Raw genomic sequence first — 19993 nt, 5'->3', positions numbered from 1 at the left:
ACCTCGACCGCGTGCCGACCCGCGAGACCGGCATGACGCCCTACGAGATCATGCTCTCGGAGAGCCAGGAGCGCATGCTCGTCGTCTGCACCCCCGGCGATGAAGAAGCGCTCGCCGAGATCTACGGCAAATGGGACCTCAACGCCCAGCGCATCGGCACCGTGACCGACACCGGGCGCGTCCGGGCCTACTGGCACGACGACGAAGTGGCGACGCTCGACCCGGCCCACGTGGCGGGCGACGACGTGCCCGTCTATGAGCGCGACACCGAACGCCCCACCTACCTGGAGGAGGCGCGCGCGTTCGACACAGGTGACGTGCCGGACCTCGCCCCCTCGGACGCGCAGGACACCCTCACGACGCTCCTCGGCAGCCCCAATATCGCCTCCAAGCGGTGGGTGCACGAGCAGTACGACACCATGGTGCGTACGAACACCGTGGTGGGCCCCGGCGCCAGCGACGCGGCGGTGGTGCGCCTAAAGGACACCGGCAAGGGGCTCGCCGTGAAGACGGACTGCAACGGGCGCTACGTCTACCTGAACCCGCGGCGCGGCGCGCAGATCGCCGTCGCCGAAGCGGCACGCAACGTGACCTGCGCCGGCGGCACGCCCGTCGCCATCACCAACTGCTGCAACTTCGGCACCCCCCACGACCCGGAGGTCTACTGGACCTTCGCCGAAGCGATTGGCGGCATGGGCGACGCCTGCCGGGCCCTCGGCACGCCGGTGACCGGCGGCAACGTGTCGCTCTACAACGAGCACCCCGAGGGCGCGATCTACCCCACCCCTACCATCGGCATGCTCGGCGTGGTGGATGACATTGAGACCCACCCCACTACGGCGGCCCTGCAGAACGAAGGCGACGTGCTGGTGCTGCTCACCCCGACTGGCTGGACCCATCCCGACAGCATCGGCGGCACCGAATACCTGTCGACCGTCCACGACCGCACGACGGGCGACGCCCCACACCTTGATCTGGACGAGGAGGTGGCCGTACAGTCCGCCACGCGGGCCCTCATCCGGGACGGGATCGTGCAGCACGCCCACGACGTGTCCGACGGCGGACTGGCCGTCTGCCTGGCCGAATCGGTCCTCCACAGTGACGGCCTCGGCGCGGACGTCACCCTCCCGCACACCGGCGAGCATCGGCTCGACGCTGCCCTCTTCGGCGAAGCGCAGTCGCGCGTCGTGCTGTCGGTGCGGCCCGACGACGTGGCGGCGCTCGACGCCACACTGAACGACCACGGCGGCGTGCAGTCTCACCGGTTCGGCACCGTAACGGAAAGCGGCCTTCGCGTCACCGTAGGAGGGAGCACAGTCATCGACGCTCCCTGTGACATCCTCGCACAGCCCTACGAGACCGCCATCCCGGAAGCGGTGCAAGGACCGCAGGGCTGATCCTCAACTGCCCACGTGCCGCCGCATTCTCTCTGTAGCCCGGGCTCTTTTTGACTTTCTGGACTGTTTGGTTCTAAACTAGAGCTGCGCCAGTCCTCGGATTTCTCTACACCTACTGGACTTGCGCTCGTGCTCTGGGAGATTCTTGAAGCCCTCCCTCCTGGGGCGCTCCTCTTCCCTGCGTCGCTCCAAACTTGATTTGGATCCTATGCCCCGTACGGGCGGACAGGCTCCAGATCGGGGCCTGGCGCGTCGTTATTGCCAAAGCATACGTGCGGACCCACATGGCTCGCCCCCGCGAATTTGACACCGAGGATGCGCTCGACGAGGCCGTCGAAGTGTTCTGGACGAAAGGCTACGACGCCACGTCGCTGCGCGACCTTCTGGACGCGATGGAGCTCTCGAAGAGCAGCTTCTACCAGACCTTCAACAGCAAGGGCGACCTCTACCTGGAGTGCCTCGACCGCTATCGGGCCCGCATCGTGGACCGGATGATGCGTGACCTGGCGCAGGCCGAGTCCGGGCGCGCCTTCATCGAGGCGGTATTTCGGAACCTCGCCCGTGGGCTCGACCGGCCCCACGGACGGCGTCCCTGCCTCGTGATGAACGATTCCGGCGACATCGAGCGGCGCGAGGCGGCGGTCGCCCGGCGCATGCAACGCGGGGCCGAGCAGTTCGAGACAGTCTTCCGGACGGCCGTCGAGCGAGCCCAGCGCGACGGCGACATTCCAGACGCGACGGACGCCGGTGCCCTCGCCCGCTACCTCGTGAGCAGCCGGAGCGGCCTCCTGGCGATGCGGAAGGCCGGCGCCTCGGCCGACAAGCTCCGGGACATCATCGAGGTGACGCTCTCCGCGCTCGACGCGTAACGGATCTGCCCTGCCGGCCACGGATCCACTGCACGAGGAACCGTGGCACGCCCTTCTCCACCCTCAGCCCCGACGTTCAAAGCACCCCCGGATTTTCGTAGCCACTGTTTTGAACCGAACGGTCCTAAATCTTCTCCTCAAAACCCTTCCCTCCCATGGCCCAGCTACCCTACATCGAACCGGACGAGGCCGATCCGGTCACCGAAGAGGTCTACGACAAGGCCGAGGCCCGCTTTGAGATGGTCCTGAACATCTTCAAGATCTCGGGCAATGCCCCGGAGATCGCCGAGAAGATGTGGGAGATCTTCTTCGAGATTCTGAAAGACGGGCAGGTCGACTGGAAGACGAAGGAGTTGCTCATCCTGAAGGCGACGAAGATGGGCGACTGCCTCTACTGCGTCACCCAGCATGAGGCCGTGAGCAGCCGGCTCGGCATTTCCCGCGAAAAGCAGGCCGACATCGTGGGCGTCGAGTACCGCGACAGCCCCCACTACACCGACGCCGAGGTGGCCATCCTCGACCTCTGTGCGCACGTGGTGCTCGACCCGGAAGGCATTCCGTCCGACGTGTGGCCCCGCGTCCGAGAGCACTACGACGACGGGCAGATTGTCGAAATTCTGACGACCATCGGCGCGTACCTCCAGGTGAGCAAGTTCGGCGACGCCATGGGGGTGGAGCTTGAGGAGGCGTTCCACGGGCACGACCCGGTGCTCTTCGAAGAGGAGCCTCCGGAGTCGCCCGCCGCCCAGGAGCACTTCGAGCACTTTAAGCAGCATTCTGGCGCGTAGCGGGATGCAGGTCACTGGTCGTGGGTCGTGCCCCATCACGTCGTGACGTCCGGCCTCCAACCTGACCTCCCCGCGCCATTCCCTGCTCTCTTCAATCGACCTCCCCCGACTCTCATGCCTGCGACCGCCCCCCTCGACCGCACTCAGACCGCCGATGAGCTCGACGACGTGCTCGATCGCGCCGAGGCCTACTTCGGACACCTGCCCAACCTCGTGCGCACCCTGGCCAGCAATCCGGCCATGTGCCGCACCGTCACCGACTTTTTGATCCAGTCTCTCGGCCCAGGCCGGCTCGACTGGGGCTTCAAGGAGCTCGTCATTCTCAAGACGCTCCGTGCATCCGGGAGCCACTACAGCTACGGGGCCCACGAGCGCCTCGCCGCCGAGCTAGGCGTGCCCGAGGCCAAGATCGGCGACGTCGCCCACTCGCTCTGGCAAACGAGCGAGCATTTCACCGACGGGGAGCGCACGGTGTTTGCACTCGTCGAGCAGACCGACGAGGACGCCAACGCTGTGCCCGATGCGCTATGGGAGGAGCTTCGCACCCACTGGGACAACGGACAGCTCCTGGAGGCCAACGCCGTCATCACGACCTTTCTCATGATTGGTCGCGTCGGCGACGCTCTCGGCATTGCCGAGCCTACGCTGTTCAAACGCCCTGTTGCGGACGTCATCGCGGACGCCGAGGCATAGTGCGCCGTTCTCGTTCATCAATCGTTCTTCCTCATGGCTTCTGTCAAAGAACAGATCGAAATTCCCGCCCCCGCCGATGCCGTGTGGCAGATCGTCCGCGACTTCGGCGCGATCGACGACTACGTCCCCCCCATCACCAGCGCCTGCCTCTCCGGAGAGGGCCTCGGCGCCGAGCGCACCCTCACTCTCGCCGACGGCGGGGAGGTCACCGAGCGCCTGACGGGCCGCGACGAGGCGGACCGCACGCTCCGATACACGCTCGTAGAGGGCCCGCTCCCGGTGAAGAACTACGAAGGGCGGCTCTCGGTCGACTCGATCGACGCGTCGTCCTGTGCGGTCACCTGGGCCTCCACGTTCGATGTCGTAGACCCTCCAGAAGAGGCGGTCGCTGCCACATTCTCAGAGCTTTACGCAGCCGGGCTGGCGGGACTGAAGCAGCGCTGCATCCCCCGCTCGGCACAGTAGAGACGAGACGCCCGGCAGGGCTGCCCCCGGACGTGCCGCGATGCCTCGTTCCGAGGGACCAAGGCGTGCAACGAATCTGCCAATTCGTCGTGATGTCCAGGCGTCGGGCCCCGCGTCTCGTAACGGAACCGGGGGCCTCCCCGCCACACAGTCTCCGCGTTCGGCGTGGCATCTTCTTTGTGCTAATACACATGTGTCGTGTTGGCGCGGAGGTCCCCACTGAGAAACCGCTGGAGGCCTCGGCGGTACAGCACGGGGTGCGCCGAGATGCTCACTTTCTTCTCCACAGAACACGTTCCCTCACTTATGGCCGAGAGTGCCAACGTACTTACCCTGACCGACGACAACTTCGAAGACGAAGTTCTGAACGCCGACCAGCCGGTGCTCGTGGACTTTTGGGCCACCTGGTGCGGCCCGTGCCGCCAGATCGCCCCAATCGTTGAGGAGCTGGCCGACGAGTTTGACGGCCGCGCCAAGGTCGGCAAGGTCGACGTCGACGACAACCCGCAGACCGCGCAAGAGTATGGTGTGCGCTCCATTCCGACCCTCCTGTTCTTCAAGGACGGCGAGGCCCAGGAGCAGCTCGTGGGCGCCGCGGGCAAGCAGCCCCTGCAGGAGAACCTGGAGGCGCTCGTCGGCCAACCGGCGTAGCTCCGTTTCGAATGGCAAATGGCGAGCGCCGCGTGAGATCTCTCTCGGCGCTCGTCATTTCTAGTTCGAGATTTGTTCCCCCAACCCCCGACACGTTCCCGATGCACGACAACGGCACCCTTACGAACGGACACCCGGACCTCACGGCCTTCGACGACGTCGACTTCTCAGAGGCGGAAATGCGAGACGTAGTCGTGGTTGGGACCGGTCCCGCCGGCTGGACGGCGGCGCTCTACACGGCCCGCGCCGATCTGAATCCGCTGATTTTTATGGGTCCGGAGCCCGGCGGCCAGCTTACCACGACGACCGACGTGGAGAACTATCCCGGCTTCCCGGAGGGCCTGATGGGCCCGGAGATGATGGACCGGTTCCAGGAGCAGGCCGAGCGGTTCGGGACTGAGTCTCGCTACGGCACGGTCACGCACGTCGACTTCCGCGAGCGGCCCCACCGGCTGCTGGTGGACGGCGAAACGCCCATTTACGCCCAAACCGTCATCGTATCCACCGGCGCCTCGGCCCGGTACCTCGGGCTGGAGAACGAGCAGCGCCTCATTGGCAAGGGCGTGAGTGCCTGCGCAACCTGCGACGGGTCCTTCTTCCGCGGGGAGACGGTGGCCGTGGTGGGCGGCGGCGACAGCGCAATGGAGGAGTCGACCTTCCTCACGAAGTTTGCCGAGAAGGTCTACGTCCTGCACCGCCGCGACGAGCTGCGGGCCTCGAAGATCATGCAGCAGCGGGCCTTCGATAACGACAAGATCGAGTTCGTCTGGAATACAGAGGTCGTCGACGTCCTCGGCGAGGACGCGGTCGAAGGCATCGAGGTGATCAACAACGACACCGGCGAGACGCGTGTCATGGACGACGTGACGGGCTTTTTCCTCGCCATCGGCCACACACCCAATACGGATCCGTTCAAGGGGTGGATGGAGATGGACGAGAACAACTACATCCAGACCGAGGGCGCGACCACCTACACGAACGTGCCCGGCGTCTTCGCCTGTGGCGACGCGCAGGACGATGAGTACCGCCAGGCCGTGACAGCCGCCGGCACCGGCTGCAAGGCCGCCATCGACGCCGAGCGGTGGCTGAGTGAGCACGGCGTGGCCGAGGCCCCGGCCCCCGACGCCGAACGGCAGCCCGTGGAAGCCTAACGTTCCCCCCGTCGCGTGCTGATGTCTGCCCGCTCGTTTTTTGGTCTTCTCGGAAGTCTCGTGCTCGGCATTGGCCTTTCGGCCTGCACGCCGGGCTCGTCACGCTCCTCTTCTCCGCCGGACACGACGGCCGTGGAGACAGCGCTCAAGGCCTCCGACTCGTCCGCGCAGCGAACGCCCGCCGAAGAGGAGCCTCCCCCCACCGACAGGGACGCCCGATCCGTCTCCCAGCGGCTTGCGGACGCAAGTGTGGCGGCCCGCGCCAAGCAGGCCCTCGCCCGGCACCAGGCGCTCCGTCGCTTTGACTTCTCCGCGTCGGTCGTGCGGGGCCGCCTCACGCTGGGCGGTGACGTGAACACCCGCGAGCAGCATCGGGCTGCCGCGCGCGTGACGTCGGCCCTGGACGGGGTCGCCGCGGTCACAAACGACGTGACCGTCGACGGGCGTCCGGCTGCGGAGGCGGACGATCCCTCGTCATCGGACGCCACCCATCACACGGTCCGACGCGGCGACACACTCTCGGACATTGCCCGCCGGTACGGGGTGTCCGTCCGGCAGCTCCGCAGCCTCAACGATCTGTCCGCCTCCCTCCAGCCCGGCGAGCGCATCCGCGTGCGGTAACAATCGTGCGTCTGGGGCGACGAGGGGGGTGCCCCCAGGCCACTCGATGGCCTGGGAATCTATCACTGTCAATCTGTTTACGCCCACCCCTCCATGTCTCAACTGTTGCGAACGGCCCTCCCCTTCGCCCTTCTTGCGTCCCTACTCGCCCTGCCCGCCGCGGCCCAACCCGAGACAGGCGGCGGCGACCGCCTCACGGGCCCCGACTACGCCCGGAGTCCCGTGACGGCCCAGCACGGCATGGCCGCCACCAGCCAGCCGCTCGCCTCCCAGATCGCCGTCGACGTGCTGAAGCAGGGCGGCAGTGCCGCCGACGCCGCCATCGCCGCCAACGCGGCGCTCGGCCTCATGGAGCCGACCGGCAACGGCCTCGGGGGCGACCTCTTCGCGATCGTCTACGACCCGGAGACCGACTCCCTCTACGGCCTCAACGCCAGCGGCCGCTCCCCACGGGGTCTCTCCTACGACGACCTGCAGCGGGAACTGGGCGACCGCGACCAGATTCCGCTGCTCGGCCACCTGCCAGTGAGCGTGCCCGGCACGGCCAGCGGCTGGGGCAAGCTGCACGAGCGGTTCGGCCGGCTGCCGCTCGAGGACGACCTGGCCCCCGCCATCGAGTACGCCCGGGACGGCTTTCCGCTCTCGCAGGTGATCTCCTACTACTGGCAGGGCAACGTCGAGAGCTTCCGCGAGAACAGCGACCTCCTGCCGGAGAGCCAAAACTGGAAGGAGACCTACCTGATCGAGGGGGAGAACGGCGAGATGCGGGCGCCAGAGGAGGGGGAGATCTTCCGCAACCCCGACCTCGCGGGCACGCTGGAGACCCTCGCCCAGAACGGCACGGATGCGTTTTACGAGGGCGAGATCGCGCAGACGATCGCCGACTACGCCGAGCGCACCGGCGGCTACCTGCGGATGGAGGACCTCCGGCAGCACGAGGCCAACTGGGTCGACCCGGTGTCGGTCAACTACCGGGGCGTCGACGTCTACGAGCTGCCGCCCAACGGCCAGGGCATCGCCGCACTGCAGATGCTCCAGATCCTGAAGGGCTTTGACGTGGCGGACATGGGCCTCAACTCCACCGACTACCTCCACGTGCAGGCGGAGGCCAAGAAGCTCGCCTTCGAGGACCGGGCTCGGTTCTACGCGGACATGGACTTTGCCGATGTGCCCGTACAGGAGCTCATCTCCGAAGAATACGGCGAACGGCGGCGGCAGCTCATTGAGATGGACGAAGTGCTGTCCGCCCCGAACGCCGGGAACCCCCGCTCGGTGTCCACCTCGGACCTGGACCCGACCATGCGCGAGCGCCTGAACAGCGGCGACACCATCTACCTGACGGTCGCCGACTCCAGCGGCATGATGGTCTCGCTCATCCAGAGCAACTACGCCGGCATGGGCAGCGGCCTCGTCCCCGACGGCCTCGGCTTCATGCTGCAGGATCGCGGCGCGCTCTTCACGATGGAGAAGGGCCACCCCAACGTCTACGAGTCGGGCAAGCGGCCCTTCCACACCATCATCCCGGCCTTCGCGATGAAGGACGGGGAGCCGTTCCTCAGCTTCGGCGTGATGGGCGGCGGCATGCAGCCGCAGGGCCACGTGCAGGTGCTCAGCAACATCGTCGACTTCGGCCTCAACGTGCAGGCGGCGGGCGACGCGGCGCGCTACCGGCACTACGGCAGCAGCAGCCCCACCGGGGAGGCCATGGACGGCCGCGGGACGCTCCGCGTGGAGAGCGGCGTGTCGGAGGAGGTGGTCAATGCCCTGCGCGGCCGGGGACATAGCATGAGCGTCGGTGCCGGGGGCTACGGCGGCTATCAGGCCATCATGTGGGACCCCGAGGAGGACGTCTACTGGGGCGGCACCGAGATGCGGAAGGACGGGTACGTTGTCGGCTACTGACAGGACATCCGCACATTCTGTTGCGGTGCTGAAGTCCCGAATGCACTGCCTATCCAAGGATCGAGAAACGTTGAACGTTGGAACGTTCTAACGTTTAACGCCCTGCAGCAGGCGGAGGACGACGGCGTTCGTCCACCCGAAGCCGATGACATTCTCAGAGTAGCCGTACTGGATGCCCGCGGACACGTCCGACTCCCGCTGCACGAGGTCGTATTTCTCCAGGATGACGCCGTGCTCTTGGAACTCCTTGTGCACCAGGCCCACAAACTTGGCCGAGAGGCGGTCGGCCGCGGCCCCGTAGCCGTAGCGGCGTAGCCCCTCCACGGCCATCATCTGGAGCGGCGCCCAGCCGAAAGGGGCGTCCCACTGGTTGCCGGTGCGGCGCGTGCTGGTAAGAACGCCGCCGGGCGCCTCCAGCCGCCAGAGCGTCTCGGCCGTGGCCGCGGCCTGCGAATCGGCCGCCAGGCCGACCCAGAGCGGCGCCATCATCGTCGCGAAATGGTAGTCGTTCTGCGTGTCCGTGCGGAAATTGTAGTCGCGGTAGCGGCCCGCCTCCGCGTTCCACATCAGCTCGTCCATGCGCCGCTTGCGCTGCTCCGCCCGGCGCGTCCACGTCTTCGCCGCGTCGGACCGGCCCAGCGCGTGCATGAGGGCGGCCACGTCGCGCTCGTACCGGTAGAGGAAGCTGTTGAGGCCGACGGGCGCGTGGTGAACGATGCCTACGTTGAAGGGGCCGAACCGATTGGACGGGTCGAAGCCGGACTCCCGCATCGACCGGTCGGCCTTGTAGAAAAGAGCCGTGAGGGAGTCGGCCGCGGCGTCGTAGAAGAGGGACTCGTCGTAGGCCGTGACGTCGTTGGTGCGGTAGTAGGCGCGGATGCGGTCGTAGTGGGACTGGCCTTCTGCGTCCCGCTCCCCCATCACCACCTCGGGCGCCGGGCCGTCTCCCAGCCCGTAGTACCGCGAGAGGCCGGTGTCGCCCGCCCGGTGCGGCCCCGTCGTCCAGTACTCGTAGTACGTCGTGAGCACCGGCACCGCGTCGGCGAGCCACGAGGTGTCGCGGGTGGCCGCGAAGACGTTGCGCACCATCGTGGCCAGGAACGGCGGCTGCGAGCGAGTGAGGTAGTAGGTGCGGTTGGCGTTCAGGACGGTGCCGTAGTGCCGCACCTGGTAGAGGTGATTGTCGGTCATGTGCTTCGCCAGTTCCACGCGCCCCGCCTCCAGCAGGCCCACCGAGATGAAGTAGCTGTCCCACCCGTACATCTCGTTGAAGCGGCCGCCGGGGACGACGTAGGGGTGCGGCAGGTACAGGAGTCCGTGCGGCTCGACCTGATCCATGTGCTCCCGCGGGGTCTCCGGCAGCACCTTCAGGTCGACCTGTGCCCACTCCTCGGCCGTGAGCGACCGGCGCAGGCGTTGGCCCACCGCGGCGGTGTCTTCGGAGGCGGCGACGTAGAGGGGCCAGGGCGTGCCGGGCTCGCGGTCCACCTTGTCGTCGGGCAGGGCCTTGAGAAGGTCCTCGTGCGAGCGGGTGAGGGTGCCCCAGGTGCGGTCGATGTAGGCCCGGAGGGTGTCGAGCTGGTCCGGCGCCGGGAGGGCCACCTGTGTGGTGGGATCGGGCGCCGGCTGGGCGACCACTGATCTGGGTCCGGCAACCAGGACGACAAGAAGAAGGACAACGGCGAGACGACGCCAGTGGAGGACGCGGGGAATCATGACGGATCGGTGGAGTCCGTGTCGGAACGTGGATTGGCTCGTGCCCCTTACCCTCCTTCAATTCAACCTAATGCGGGCCCGGCGGCAATTACGAATTTATGACTCTGTCCCGGGACCCGCTTCATTCGCCGGGGGACGGCTCCCCGGACAAGGCGTCGCCCGACACGGCAGTCTGCTCAAGGGCGTCGAGCCGGTACAGGAGGGTCCACCGAACCCCCACACCACTCAGCAGCAGGAAAAAGATGACCCCGTACGAGATGGTGGTGAGCTCCTGCACCTCCGCCTGCTCCACGAAGGGGACGCGCGCAGTCAGGAGCCACTCGGCCAGCACATTTCCCTCGACCAGCAGCAGAGTGCCGAGGGCAGCGAGCAACACACCCCGGATGAGGATTCCCCACCACAGGTAGCCGCGCAGAACCGACGCGGCGTGTTTCGTATCGTGAACGCGGCCGAGGAGCCGATCAAGCATGCAGGAACATCGGGCTCGCCATGAACTGGACGAATGGACAGCCCAGGCGCGGCCCCGTGGAGCCGCCTGGCCCGTCGATTAGCGACCCGACGCGTCGGCGGTCGCTCCACGGGGGTCCCTCGCAATCCGGTCGGCCACCCCCACGGCCTCGGCGTGAGGGCCGGTGAGCGCCGTCACGCGGAGCGTATCGCCGTCTACCTCGGCGCGCCACCGCTCTGCGTCGTCGTCGGCAGCCCCTTCGTCCTTGAGCACAATCGTGTCTCCGTCGATCTCCAAGATCGGGTGGGGGGCCACGTGCAGATTGGATTCAGACTGCTGCTTGACCACATCCCAGGTGTTGGGGGTCGCCACGTAGTAGGTAGGAACAGCAGGCGCCGCTCCGTCCCAGCGGCGGACCCGCCAGAAGCCCGTCCATTCGGGCGGTGTCTCATCAGAAGGGGCGTCACTGTGTGACGAAGCCGAGGGCTCACCGACGTTTGGGGCAACCATGGGACGCACAACAGCAAACAGGGGAATATGGATGGATCGTACGCGCCTTCGGAGGCAACGGATTCTCGCTCGCCACGGGATTATGGTGCCTCCGTCCCGCGGGGGCGGAGCACAAACTCAACGTCTCGTGAAACCGTCGCCCCCGTCACCTCATCGGTCACGCGGACCGTGACGCGCACGTCCTGGGGCTCGTCTCGCTCAATTTCGGAGAGGTCGAGCAGGATCGTTTCCTGCGTGCGGCGGTCGGTGCCCTCCACCGTCATCTCGGTGCTGGTGCGTTGCGTGTCGGTGCCCCGGAAGAGCCGCGTCCAGCCCCGCTTGGTCTCCCCCTCCGCCTCGTAGGCCACCGTGTAGCGCGTCCGGTCGTCGGCGCCATACGCCAGGTGGTACACTTCGAACGAGAGCACGAGGGGCGTGTCGGTCGAGAGGGTGCGGAACGGGTAGGGGGTGGCCTGCTCGGTCGGATTGGCGAGGGCGCCCGCGGTCGTGTCGGGGAGCGTGAGCACCTTCACGTCGCTCGCCTCCACGCTCGCCCCTTCCGCCCGGAGGGGCTCCAGCGAGTCGGCGCGGGCGGTGGCCATCCGGCGCTTGGGTCCCAGTCGCTTCTCGGCGGACGACTCGGACGGCCACAGCTGGTACTGGCCCCACTGCAGGCCGAGATGGTACCGGTCCGTCGCGCCCTCCAGTGTGAGGGGCGGTGGCACGATCATGCGCGGATCCGCATCCCCCTCCACCTCGACCCGGTACCGCTGACGCTTCCGTTGCGACAGCTGGTGCTCCTCGTCGTACCGGGTTGCCGAGAGGTTGACCAGGGAGGACGCCAGCGAGTCCCCCTGCTCTACCGAAAGCTCGGCGGCCGGCACGCCCCAGTACACCTCCGTCCGCGTCGTGCCGTCCGGGTCGAGGAACCGCGCCGTCCGCACCGACACGGGAAGCCGTGCGGCCCCGTCGAGCAGGGTGGTGTGCTGGCGGGGCATGGCCTCCTCGCGTCGCTCCACGGCCTGCCGGTCCTCGCGCTCGGCTCGCGATACCATCCGGGTCACAAACCGCGTCGGATAGTCGAAGCCGAGCGATGGGTTCGAAAAGACGCGCCGGGTCTGCCCGACGCCGGCCCCCACCTCGGTCGATCGCTGGCCGGCCGACCCAGACGCCCCTCCTGCGGAGCGCTCGGCCATGGCCTGCATCTCTTGCCAGCCCGCGTAGTTGGCAATTTTAGAATACCGCGTGCTAAAGTTGATGTGGTACAGGGCCAGTTCCTGGTAAATGGCCCGCATGGCCATGACGGCCGAGTAGGCGATGTTGAGCCCCCGGTCCGTATCCGCACGCTGCCGTGTCAGGTACCCAGGCATCAGCTCGTTGGCCGTCGCCTGCCGAAAGCAGTCCGACGTGTCTTCTTCGGCGAACAGGTAGAACCCGGACTCATCGATGTGGGTGTACAGCCAGATCTCGCTTTCCGGAAAGCTGGAGGGCGGCACGTTGACCCCAAAGCGATGGACCTCCCGAAAAAACTCGCCGTCCTCGTAACTGAGGGCCTGCCGCTTGTAGGGACGCCCAAAGCGGAGTTGGACGAGCCCCCGATCGTCAAGTGCGCTCACCCGCTCGGCGCACGTGAAGTTTTGGCGTCCTCGCACCAGCCGGGTGAGGTGCTCCTCCAGGCGCTCATTCTCATCGGTGGCCGGGAAGGGATCGAACCCGCGCCACCACTCCGTCAGGGCTGCCCCCGCCTCCGGCCGAAAGGTCCACCCTTCGGGCCCCGCGGTGCGGTCGCCCTGGATGACGCGGGCCAGCGCGGAGTCGGCCATAAGGGGCGCCACCTGCGCCACCCGACGGCGAAAGACCGACTGCAGGGCCTCCGACGTATCGGGGCCCACCCGGCCGAGGAGCGCCCGGTACACGTCGACCGCGTAGAGCCGCTCGCCCCGGAGCTGATCGGGGGTGAGCCCTCGAAGATACGCGTCGGCGAGGCGCGCGTCGAACTGCCCGACGGACCAGAGCGTCCGCACCCCCGTGCGCCACGTCGACTGGGCCTCGTCCGGGCGGTCGGCCCGCTCGTGGGCCTTCCCGAGCCAGTAGGCGGCCGCGCCATGGGTGGGTGAGACCAGCGTAGAATCGGTGTCCAGCGCCGATCGCAGCAGGGACGCGGCGGCGTCCGGGCGCCCTGCCCGCAGCAACTCAACCCCAGCCTCCACCTGGGGCGCGCCAGCGAGGTTCTGGATGTCGGGAACGCGGAGCTGGGCCTGTGCAGCGAGGGGCCCGGAGCAGAAGCTGAGAAGAAGCCCCCCAAGCAGCCCGAGCAGCGGGGACGCCGTACAGGCCAGTGCCCGCCCCAGGGATCGACGGTGGAGAAGGTGGGTAGGACCACGCATGGAACTGTGCACATTGTGCCATGGCACAAACAGGGCAACTGGCGTCCGCACGCTGCGCGGATAAAGTGGGATGTTCACTGGACCTTTGTAGTTCCACCGCCCGCCCCTTTCGTTCGCAGCCGTTACGATTGTGTCGCGGAGGAATCCGTCGGGAATCGACGGCGTGTGCTATACCCTACTTTCACGCTTGCATCGGTGTTCGTCTCCGTGTCCCCTCTCGCGTCTCGCTTCCGGTCCACGACGCGCGTCGAGCGCTGGTCCCTCGTCAATGCCGTCGCCCTGCTCCCCACCGTCGTGGGGGCCGTGTGGCTTCACACCCTCGGCCCAGTCCTGATTGTGGGCACGGCAATGCTCGGGGGGCTTGTCGGGATCGAACGCGGGCGCTGGACGCCGACCGGGGCCTTCGGCGTTGCCAACGGCGTGACGGCGCTCCGGGTGGGCCTGCTGGGCCTGCTTCCGCCCGCAGCGTCCCTCGGCCCGTGGCCGCTCGTCGCGCTCAGCCTCTTCCTTCTGGGCCTGGACGGCCTCGACGGATGGCTGGCCCGGCGGTACCGCCTCTCGTCGGAGTTCGGGGCGTTCTTCGACAAAGAAACCGACTCCCTCTTTCTGCTGCTTCTGTGCGGATTCGCGGCGTTCCAAGGGGTTCTCCCCTTCTGGATTCTGGGCGTCGGGCTGCTGCGCTACGGGTTTGTGGTGACTCTTTTTCTTCTCCCCATCCCCCGAAAGACCGAACCGAGCTCATCGGTGGCCCGGTACGTATATGTGGGGATGGTCGGCGCACTGCTCACATCCTTCCTTCCCTACCCAACCCTCTCGCACCCGCTCGTGGCCGTGGCCACGGCGGCATTGCTCGTCTCGTTCGGGCGGTCGCTTTGGGCGGTCGCTGCCCCACAGTGGGCGTTGAGGGAGTCGTGATCAAGGGCCGTCCCCGCCGCTGCGTCCCCCTCTTCTGAATGGGCCATGCTATGTCGAGCCGTTGGCACACGTCGATCTCCGCCCCCGACCGGGCATGGCTCTCGTTCGTCGGGGCCTGGGGGCTTCTTACGCTGCTCCCGTTCCTTCCGTCCCTCGCCACGCCGCGCCCCCGCAGCCCGTATTTTCCGCTCTGCGTAGAGGTGCTCGTGCTCGGGACCGCGGTCGTCTACGCCCATCGCACGCAGTGGGGCCGGGCAGCCCGGATCGGGGCGGGGCTCGGGGTCGGCGTCCTGCTGCTCTACGAGGCGTACGACGCAACGGTCTACGTCGCCACCCGCCGCAGCGGCATTCTCTACGAGGACCTGCAGTACGTTGACAATCTGGGCTATCTGCTGTTGAACCTCTGGTCGTGGCGCGTGGGGGCCATCGCCGTTCTCACGCTCGCCGGGGCCCTCGGGGCAGCACGGCTCGTGGCGTGGGGCCTCCGCACGGTGGCGCGGACGGGCCGCCATGGGGGGTGCCGGGCGGCCCTGCTGGCCGTGCACGTCGGGGCCTGGCCCCTTGTCGCTGTGGTCGGGCCGGCCCTGGAGCTTGGCCCGGTCAACATGACGTACCAGTCGTCGAGCGAGCGCGTTCGCGTGCGGACCACGACGACCCGCGCCGTGGCCAACGTCCAGGCCTCGCTGCGCCTCCGAACCATGCTCGACTCGCTGCAGACGGCCCCGGTGGACTCGACCTACGCGGGCTACGACTCCCTCTCTCTCGACCGACGCCCTCCCATCTATCTTCTCATGGTCGAGTCGTACGGGTCGGCCCTCAACACCCATCCGTCGCTCCGGGCTCCGTATCGGGCCCTTATCCAACGCACCGACTCGGTTCTCGCCGCGGATGGCTGGCACCGGGCCACGGCCCGGAGCGACGTGCCTGTCCGGGGCGGGCGATCATGGCTCTCCATCGCGTCCCTCTTGACCGGCACGCGGATGGGCCACCAGATGCTCTTCAACCAGTTTCAAACCGCGTCGGACCGTTCGACCCGCAGCGCGCCCCATCTCGTCCGCTTCCTCAGCCGGCAGGGCTACCGCACCGTCGCCCTCCAGCCCTTTACCTTCGCACGGCCCGGCCTCCCGGTGCGCAACCTGTACAACTTCGATGCAACAGTCTACCGGGACGACCTCAACTACCGGGGCCCATCCTACGGCCTCGCGGACGCGCCCGACCAGTACAGCCTCCACTACACCCACGAGACGCACCTGCAGGCCACCGACGAGCCGTTCTTTCTGTTCTTCGAAACCGTCGACTCCCACTCCCTCTGGAACTACGGCCTGCCGCCCTACCTCGACGACTGGCGACAGTTCAACGACCAGACGGAGGCCACCCGCTCGCCCCATCCCGACGCGGACACGTTCCCCCCGGTCTTTCTGCCGGACTCCATCACGGCCCCCACCATCTACGACCAGCCAACGCCGCTGCGCTATCTCCGCCATGTGGCCCACGAGCTGCGCGTGCTTCGCGAGTACCTGACCGAAAAGGCCCCGCCCGGCAGCCTCGTGCTCCTGCTTGGCGACCACCAGCCGCCCCTCATCGACTCTCAAGACGGCACGGTGCCCCTCCATGTGCTGAGCACCGACTCGACGCTGGTCGGGCCTGCCCGCCAGCGCGGCTTCACGGACGGCCTGCGGCCTGTCCCCGAGAGCCCAACGCTTCGCCAGGAAGGGCTGTACTCGTTCCTCGTCCGCCTGCTGGCCGCCCACAACCGGGACGCCGTGCCGACGGACACGACCGCCCTCCCCCCGCGACGGCCCCGCGGAGTGCCTCCCTCCCTGCTGATGCAGTAGTCACTGCACGTCTCAGGCCGATGCGGGCGCACAACGTTCTGTCATTCATTGGTCCCCCCATGCCATCGGTCCATGAGGGAGGGACGTCGGGGATGTGAACGCCGGTTGGCCCCTCCTCTCACGCATCCGCTGCGCAATCCGCGGTGGGCAGCGAAGGACCAGATTGGGGATCGAGGGACAGACAACTACTGTCGGCGCTTTCCGTTGAAGACATCGGACTGACGTTTGTGCTCCTTCCATCACTTCTCCCCTTCCATGGCCGGACACACGCGCAAGTGGGCGAAAGTCAAGCGCAAGAAGAAAAAGGACGACCGCCGCAAGTCGAAGGTCTGGGCCCGGCTGTCGCAAGAGATTGAGAAGGCGGCGCGACAGGGCGGCGGCGACCCGGACGCCAACGTGGCCCTCGCCCAGGCCCTGGAGCGGGCCCGCGACGAGGACATGGCGAAGGACACCATCGAGCGGGCCATCAAGCGGGGCACCGGCGAACTGGAAGAGGAGGGTCAGGAACGAGTGTCCTATGAAGGCTATGCCCCGCACGGCGTCGCCGTATTCGTGGAGGGCGAGACGGACAACATCAACCGCACCGTCAAGGACCTCCGCAACCTGTTCTCCGACCACGGCGGCAACCTCGGCAAGGACGGCTCGGTCGCATACCTGTTCGAGCAGAAGGGCCGTCTCGAGATTCCCGCCGACACCACGGACGAGATGATGCTCTTCGACGTTGCGGTGGAGGCCGGGGCGCAAGAGGTCGACGAGGCCGACGGGTCGTACGTCGTCACGACCGCGCGGGACACCTTCGCCGACGTAGGAGACGCCCTGGACGACGCCGGGATCACCGTAGAGGCGACCGACCTCGTGCGCTCGCCGACCACGACTGTTGCCCTCGCTCCCGACGAGCAGGATGAGGTGCAGGCGCTGGTCGAGAAGATCAATGCCCTCAAGGACGTGGACGCCGTTTACACAACCCTTCAGGTCAACGGCGCCCCCTTGACTCTCGGCACGGACGTGGACCCCGCGGCTGGACATTGACCCTGGTACGGGCCACCTTGTGGGTGCCCTGTTTCCTTTTTCCCACAGACCGATGATCATTCTCGGCATCGATCCCGGCTCCCGCGCCACCGGGTACGGCCTCGTTGACCAGTCTGGGAGCGATGAGCAGCTCCTGGCGGCCGACACGATTCGCCTCGGCGACACCGACGACCACCCCACTCGCCTGAAGCACATCTACGACGCGCTCGTCGACGTCATCGATGGGCACGGCCCCGACGAGTTTGCGATCGAGATGCCGGTCTACGGCCAAAACCCCCAGTCCATGCTAAAGCTGGGCCGGGCCCAGGCCGCCGCGATGATGGCGGCCCTCAATCGCGACCTGCCCGTGGCCCAGTACACGCCGAAAGAGGTGAAGAAGTCCGTGACCGGCAACGGAAACGCCTCGAAGAAGCAGGTCCGCTTTATGATTCAGTCCATCCTCTCCGCCGAGGAGAAGACCTTCACCCACGACACCTCCGACGCCCTCGCGATTGCCCTGTGCCACGGCAATCGCGACGCCCACGACGACAGCGAATCCTATACCGGGTGGGCCAGCTTCGTCGACGCCAACCCCGATCGCGTGTCGGAGTAAAGAAAACGGCGCCGGGGGACAGGGACCCGTCTCTAACTCTCTCTCCGCGTCTGTCTCAGCGGTATCCCTTCTCCTTGTCCCGCACCCGAACCGCCTTCTCAACCTCTCCGGTATCGAGCTGCCTGCCGCTCAACTCATGGGCGAGTTCGGCAATCCGCTCCACCTTCTTGGGGGCCTGCCGCCACTCCGGATGGGCCTGGTCGATGAGGCTAATGAGGATGCGGAGGTATGGGTAGCGCTTCTCAGGGGTGTCGAGCTCGGCAATCGATTGCGCGAAGAGCTCAGCGTTGCGGCCCACCTGTCGGTCGACCATCGTCGAATCGTAACGCATAGCGGAGAGTGTTCAGACCAAAGCCGTTGAGTGTGCCGCCTCCGTCACCGAAGGCGACGAGTGCGCTGGGGCAATGTTCGTCGAAACAACAGACGACGGAGCCAACGCAGGACCGGATCGAGAGTTGCCCGCCCCTTCGCCTCTTTCTCGTTACAGCTTCTCGTTACAGCACCCGAGGCCCCCAATGGTTTTCGCTTTTTCACGGCCGAAACAGCGCACGAGAGCGAGTGCTGCGCGAACCTGGTCCCGCAGATCTCGTACAGAGAATCAGTACTCACCAGGACCTGAAGTGTCATGAGCAGCCGTTCCGACGAGTCCTCCACCCCGTATCAGCTTGATCGTCTGCGCGAGGTGCCCGCTTTTCACCGGGACGCCCGCCGCGACGGGCGTCTGTCCGAGGGCCAACTCGTCTACTACGGCCCCCAGCCCTCGTACTACGGCATCGGCGAGGTGAAGCGCATCAACGGCTCCGACGTCGCTGTCGACTTCCGTGGCACCGGGCTCTTCAACGTGCACGAGGAGATCATTGAGCAGCGCTACCTCATCGGCATCCCGCCGGAGAAAATGGCGGAGCTATGAAGATGGCGGAGCTATAGCGCCCTTCCCGTTTTTGGCCCACGCTCTCCTTTAGGCGCCACGTCCCGGCCCGTCCCCCGTCCATCTTTCGTACTCCCCGCTCGTCGGATCGCCGACCCGAGCGGGTTTCTTTTCTCCCTCGGTACGCCGTTCTTTACGAGGGCGTGATTCGCCTGCACTCTGGCTTGCCTTGCCGATGGCCCATCTTGAGGTCTCCAACGTGACGAAGCGCTACGGCGACACCGTGGCGGTCGACGACGTGTCGTTCGACGCCGAGCCCGGCCGCATCCTTGGTCTTCTGGGCCCCAACGGGGCCGGCAAGACCTCGACGATCCGGATGATTACCTACATCGCCGTGCCCGACGCCGGGGCGGTTCACTATGACGGGCGCACGGTGGGGCCCTGGAGCCAGCAGCGCATGGGCTACCTGCCCGAGAAGTCGGGGCTCTACAAGCGGCTCGGGGTGAAGGAGCAGCTCGTCTACCTCGGCACCCTCAAGGGCCTCTCCCGGACCACGGCCGCCGACCGGGCCGACTACTGGCTCGACCGCTTCGACGCCACCGACTGGGCGGACATGACGACCGAGGAACTGTCGAAGGGCATGCAGCAGAAGATTCAGTTTATCGCCACGCTGCTGCACGACCCGTCGCTCCTCATCTTCGACGAGCCCTTTAGCGGCCTCGACCCCATCAACGCCGACCTCCTGCGCGACATCATCCTGGAGCTGCGCCGCGACGACCGCACGATCCTCTTCGCCTCCCACCGCATGGAGCAGGTGGAGCAGCTCTGCGACGACATCTGCCTCATGGCCGAGGGGAATGTGGTGCTGCAGGGACCGCTCCACGACGTGAAGGCGCAATTTGGCAAAAACACGCTCGTGCTCGAGTTCGACGGCGACGATGCCTTCGTCGATGAGCTCGTGGCCGCCGGGCAGGTGCGCGTCAACACCCGAAGTGCCCACCGCGCCGAGCTCACCCTGGCCGACGGCACTAGTGCACGTCAGGTGCTCGACCGCGCACTCGACAGCACCGACGAGCTGTACCGCTACGAGCGCGTCGCCCCGCCCCTGAACGAGATCTTCGTCGAGGTGGTCGGCGAGGCCGAGGCGCGGCGCATGCGCGAGGCAGCCGCCGCGGGC

Annotated in this window: 20 protein-coding genes; 15 read left to right on the top strand and 5 right to left on the bottom strand. The window is 67.0% G+C overall.

All coding sequences use genetic code 11. The features are described from left to right. From V5A20_RS07330 to ggt, 9 genes are all read left to right on the top strand, one after another. A partial coding sequence (locus V5A20_RS07330) for an AIR synthase-related protein (RefSeq protein WP_332327017.1) occupies window positions 1-1397 on the top strand: 1397 nt, incomplete at its 5' end. A 284-nt stretch (window positions 1398-1681) separates the two neighbouring features. Further along, window positions 1682-2266: a TetR/AcrR family transcriptional regulator gene (locus V5A20_RS07325; RefSeq protein WP_332317012.1), complete on the top strand. Its 585-nt coding sequence runs from the start codon at window positions 1682-1684 to the stop codon at window positions 2264-2266. Between the two features lie 155 nt (window positions 2267-2421). Continuing rightward, window positions 2422-3054, top strand: a complete 633-nt coding sequence (locus tag V5A20_RS07320; RefSeq protein ID WP_332317011.1) for a carboxymuconolactone decarboxylase family protein — start codon at window positions 2422-2424, stop codon at window positions 3052-3054. A 114-nt stretch (window positions 3055-3168) separates the two neighbouring features. Continuing rightward, the gene (locus V5A20_RS07315) at window positions 3169-3747 is read left to right on the top strand and encodes a carboxymuconolactone decarboxylase family protein (protein ID WP_332317010.1); all 579 of its coding nucleotides are present in this window, start codon (window positions 3169-3171) and stop codon (window positions 3745-3747) included. Window positions 3748-3780: 33 nt separating this feature from the next. After that, the gene (locus V5A20_RS07310) at window positions 3781-4212 is read left to right on the top strand and encodes an SRPBCC family protein (RefSeq protein ID WP_332315242.1); all 432 of its coding nucleotides are present in this window, start codon (window positions 3781-3783) and stop codon (window positions 4210-4212) included. A 306-nt stretch (window positions 4213-4518) separates the two neighbouring features. Then, the gene (trxA, locus tag V5A20_RS07305) at window positions 4519-4863 is read left to right on the top strand and encodes a thioredoxin (protein WP_332315241.1); all 345 of its coding nucleotides are present in this window, start codon (window positions 4519-4521) and stop codon (window positions 4861-4863) included. 101 nt (window positions 4864-4964) lie between these two features. After that, a complete protein-coding gene (gene trxB, locus V5A20_RS07300; protein ID WP_332315240.1) occupies window positions 4965-6014 on the top strand; it encodes a thioredoxin-disulfide reductase in 1050 nt (349 codons plus the stop codon). A 21-nt stretch (window positions 6015-6035) separates the two neighbouring features. Beyond that, window positions 6036-6635 carry a LysM peptidoglycan-binding domain-containing protein gene (locus V5A20_RS07295; protein ID WP_332315239.1) on the top strand — a complete coding sequence of 200 codons (600 nt, stop codon included), beginning with the start codon at window positions 6036-6038 and terminating at the stop codon, window positions 6633-6635. A gap of 93 nt (window positions 6636-6728) precedes the next feature. After that, window positions 6729-8537, top strand: a complete 1809-nt coding sequence (gene ggt / locus V5A20_RS07290) for a gamma-glutamyltransferase (protein WP_332327016.1) — start codon at window positions 6729-6731, stop codon at window positions 8535-8537. 87 nt (window positions 8538-8624) lie between these two features. Here the strand turns inward: ggt and V5A20_RS07285 are convergent, their stop codons facing one another. From V5A20_RS07285 to V5A20_RS07270, 4 genes are all read right to left on the bottom strand, one after another. Beyond that, window positions 8625-10253: a trehalase family glycosidase gene (locus V5A20_RS07285; protein ID WP_332315237.1), complete on the bottom strand. Its 1629-nt coding sequence runs from the start codon at window positions 10251-10253 to the stop codon at window positions 8625-8627. Window positions 10254-10374: 121 nt separating this feature from the next. Next, window positions 10375-10722, bottom strand: a complete 348-nt coding sequence (locus V5A20_RS07280; protein ID WP_332315236.1) for a hypothetical protein — start codon at window positions 10720-10722, stop codon at window positions 10375-10377. A gap of 78 nt (window positions 10723-10800) precedes the next feature. Beyond that, the gene (locus tag V5A20_RS07275; RefSeq protein ID WP_332315235.1) at window positions 10801-11211 is read right to left on the bottom strand and encodes a hypothetical protein; all 411 of its coding nucleotides are present in this window, start codon (window positions 11209-11211) and stop codon (window positions 10801-10803) included. Between the two features lie 80 nt (window positions 11212-11291). Then, the gene (locus V5A20_RS07270) at window positions 11292-13577 is read right to left on the bottom strand and encodes a tetratricopeptide repeat protein (protein ID WP_332315234.1); all 2286 of its coding nucleotides are present in this window, start codon (window positions 13575-13577) and stop codon (window positions 11292-11294) included. Window positions 13578-13742: 165 nt separating this feature from the next. On the opposite strand from V5A20_RS07270, the gene V5A20_RS07265 reads away from it, so the two are divergent. The 4 genes from V5A20_RS07265 (at window position 13743) to ruvC (ending at window position 17948) form a co-directional block, all read left to right on the top strand. After that, window positions 13743-14492 (top strand): CDP-alcohol phosphatidyltransferase family protein, encoded by a 750-nt coding sequence (locus V5A20_RS07265; RefSeq protein ID WP_332315233.1) that lies wholly within the window; start codon window positions 13743-13745, stop codon window positions 14490-14492. Between the two features lie 50 nt (window positions 14493-14542). Then, window positions 14543-16327, top strand: coding sequence for a sulfatase-like hydrolase/transferase (locus V5A20_RS07260; protein ID WP_332315232.1), 1785 nt, complete (start codon window positions 14543-14545; stop codon window positions 16325-16327). A gap of 255 nt (window positions 16328-16582) precedes the next feature. Then, window positions 16583-17356, top strand: a complete 774-nt coding sequence (locus tag V5A20_RS07255; protein WP_332315231.1) for a YebC/PmpR family DNA-binding transcriptional regulator — start codon at window positions 16583-16585, stop codon at window positions 17354-17356. 52 nt (window positions 17357-17408) lie between these two features. Next, window positions 17409-17948, top strand: coding sequence for a crossover junction endodeoxyribonuclease RuvC (gene ruvC / locus V5A20_RS07250; protein WP_332315230.1), 540 nt, complete (start codon window positions 17409-17411; stop codon window positions 17946-17948). Between the two features lie 55 nt (window positions 17949-18003). Here ruvC and V5A20_RS07245 read toward each other — a convergent pair whose 3' ends face one another. Further along, window positions 18004-18279: a DUF4290 domain-containing protein gene (locus V5A20_RS07245; RefSeq protein ID WP_332315229.1), complete on the bottom strand. Its 276-nt coding sequence runs from the start codon at window positions 18277-18279 to the stop codon at window positions 18004-18006. 294 nt (window positions 18280-18573) lie between these two features. Between V5A20_RS07245 and V5A20_RS07240 the strand changes: the two genes are divergently transcribed. Both V5A20_RS07240 and V5A20_RS07235 read left to right on the top strand, forming a co-directional pair. After that, the gene (locus V5A20_RS07240) at window positions 18574-18858 is read left to right on the top strand and encodes a hypothetical protein (protein ID WP_332315228.1); all 285 of its coding nucleotides are present in this window, start codon (window positions 18574-18576) and stop codon (window positions 18856-18858) included. Between the two features lie 193 nt (window positions 18859-19051). Further along, window positions 19052-19993 (top strand): ABC transporter ATP-binding protein (locus V5A20_RS07235; RefSeq protein WP_332327015.1); only part of this gene is annotated, 942 nt, incomplete at its 3' end.

This window comes from Salinibacter sp., assembly GCF_036626415.1.
GTDB lineage: Bacteria > Bacteroidota > Rhodothermia > Rhodothermales > Salinibacteraceae > Salinibacter.
This window is presented reverse-complemented; position numbering and strand designations above follow the sequence as displayed.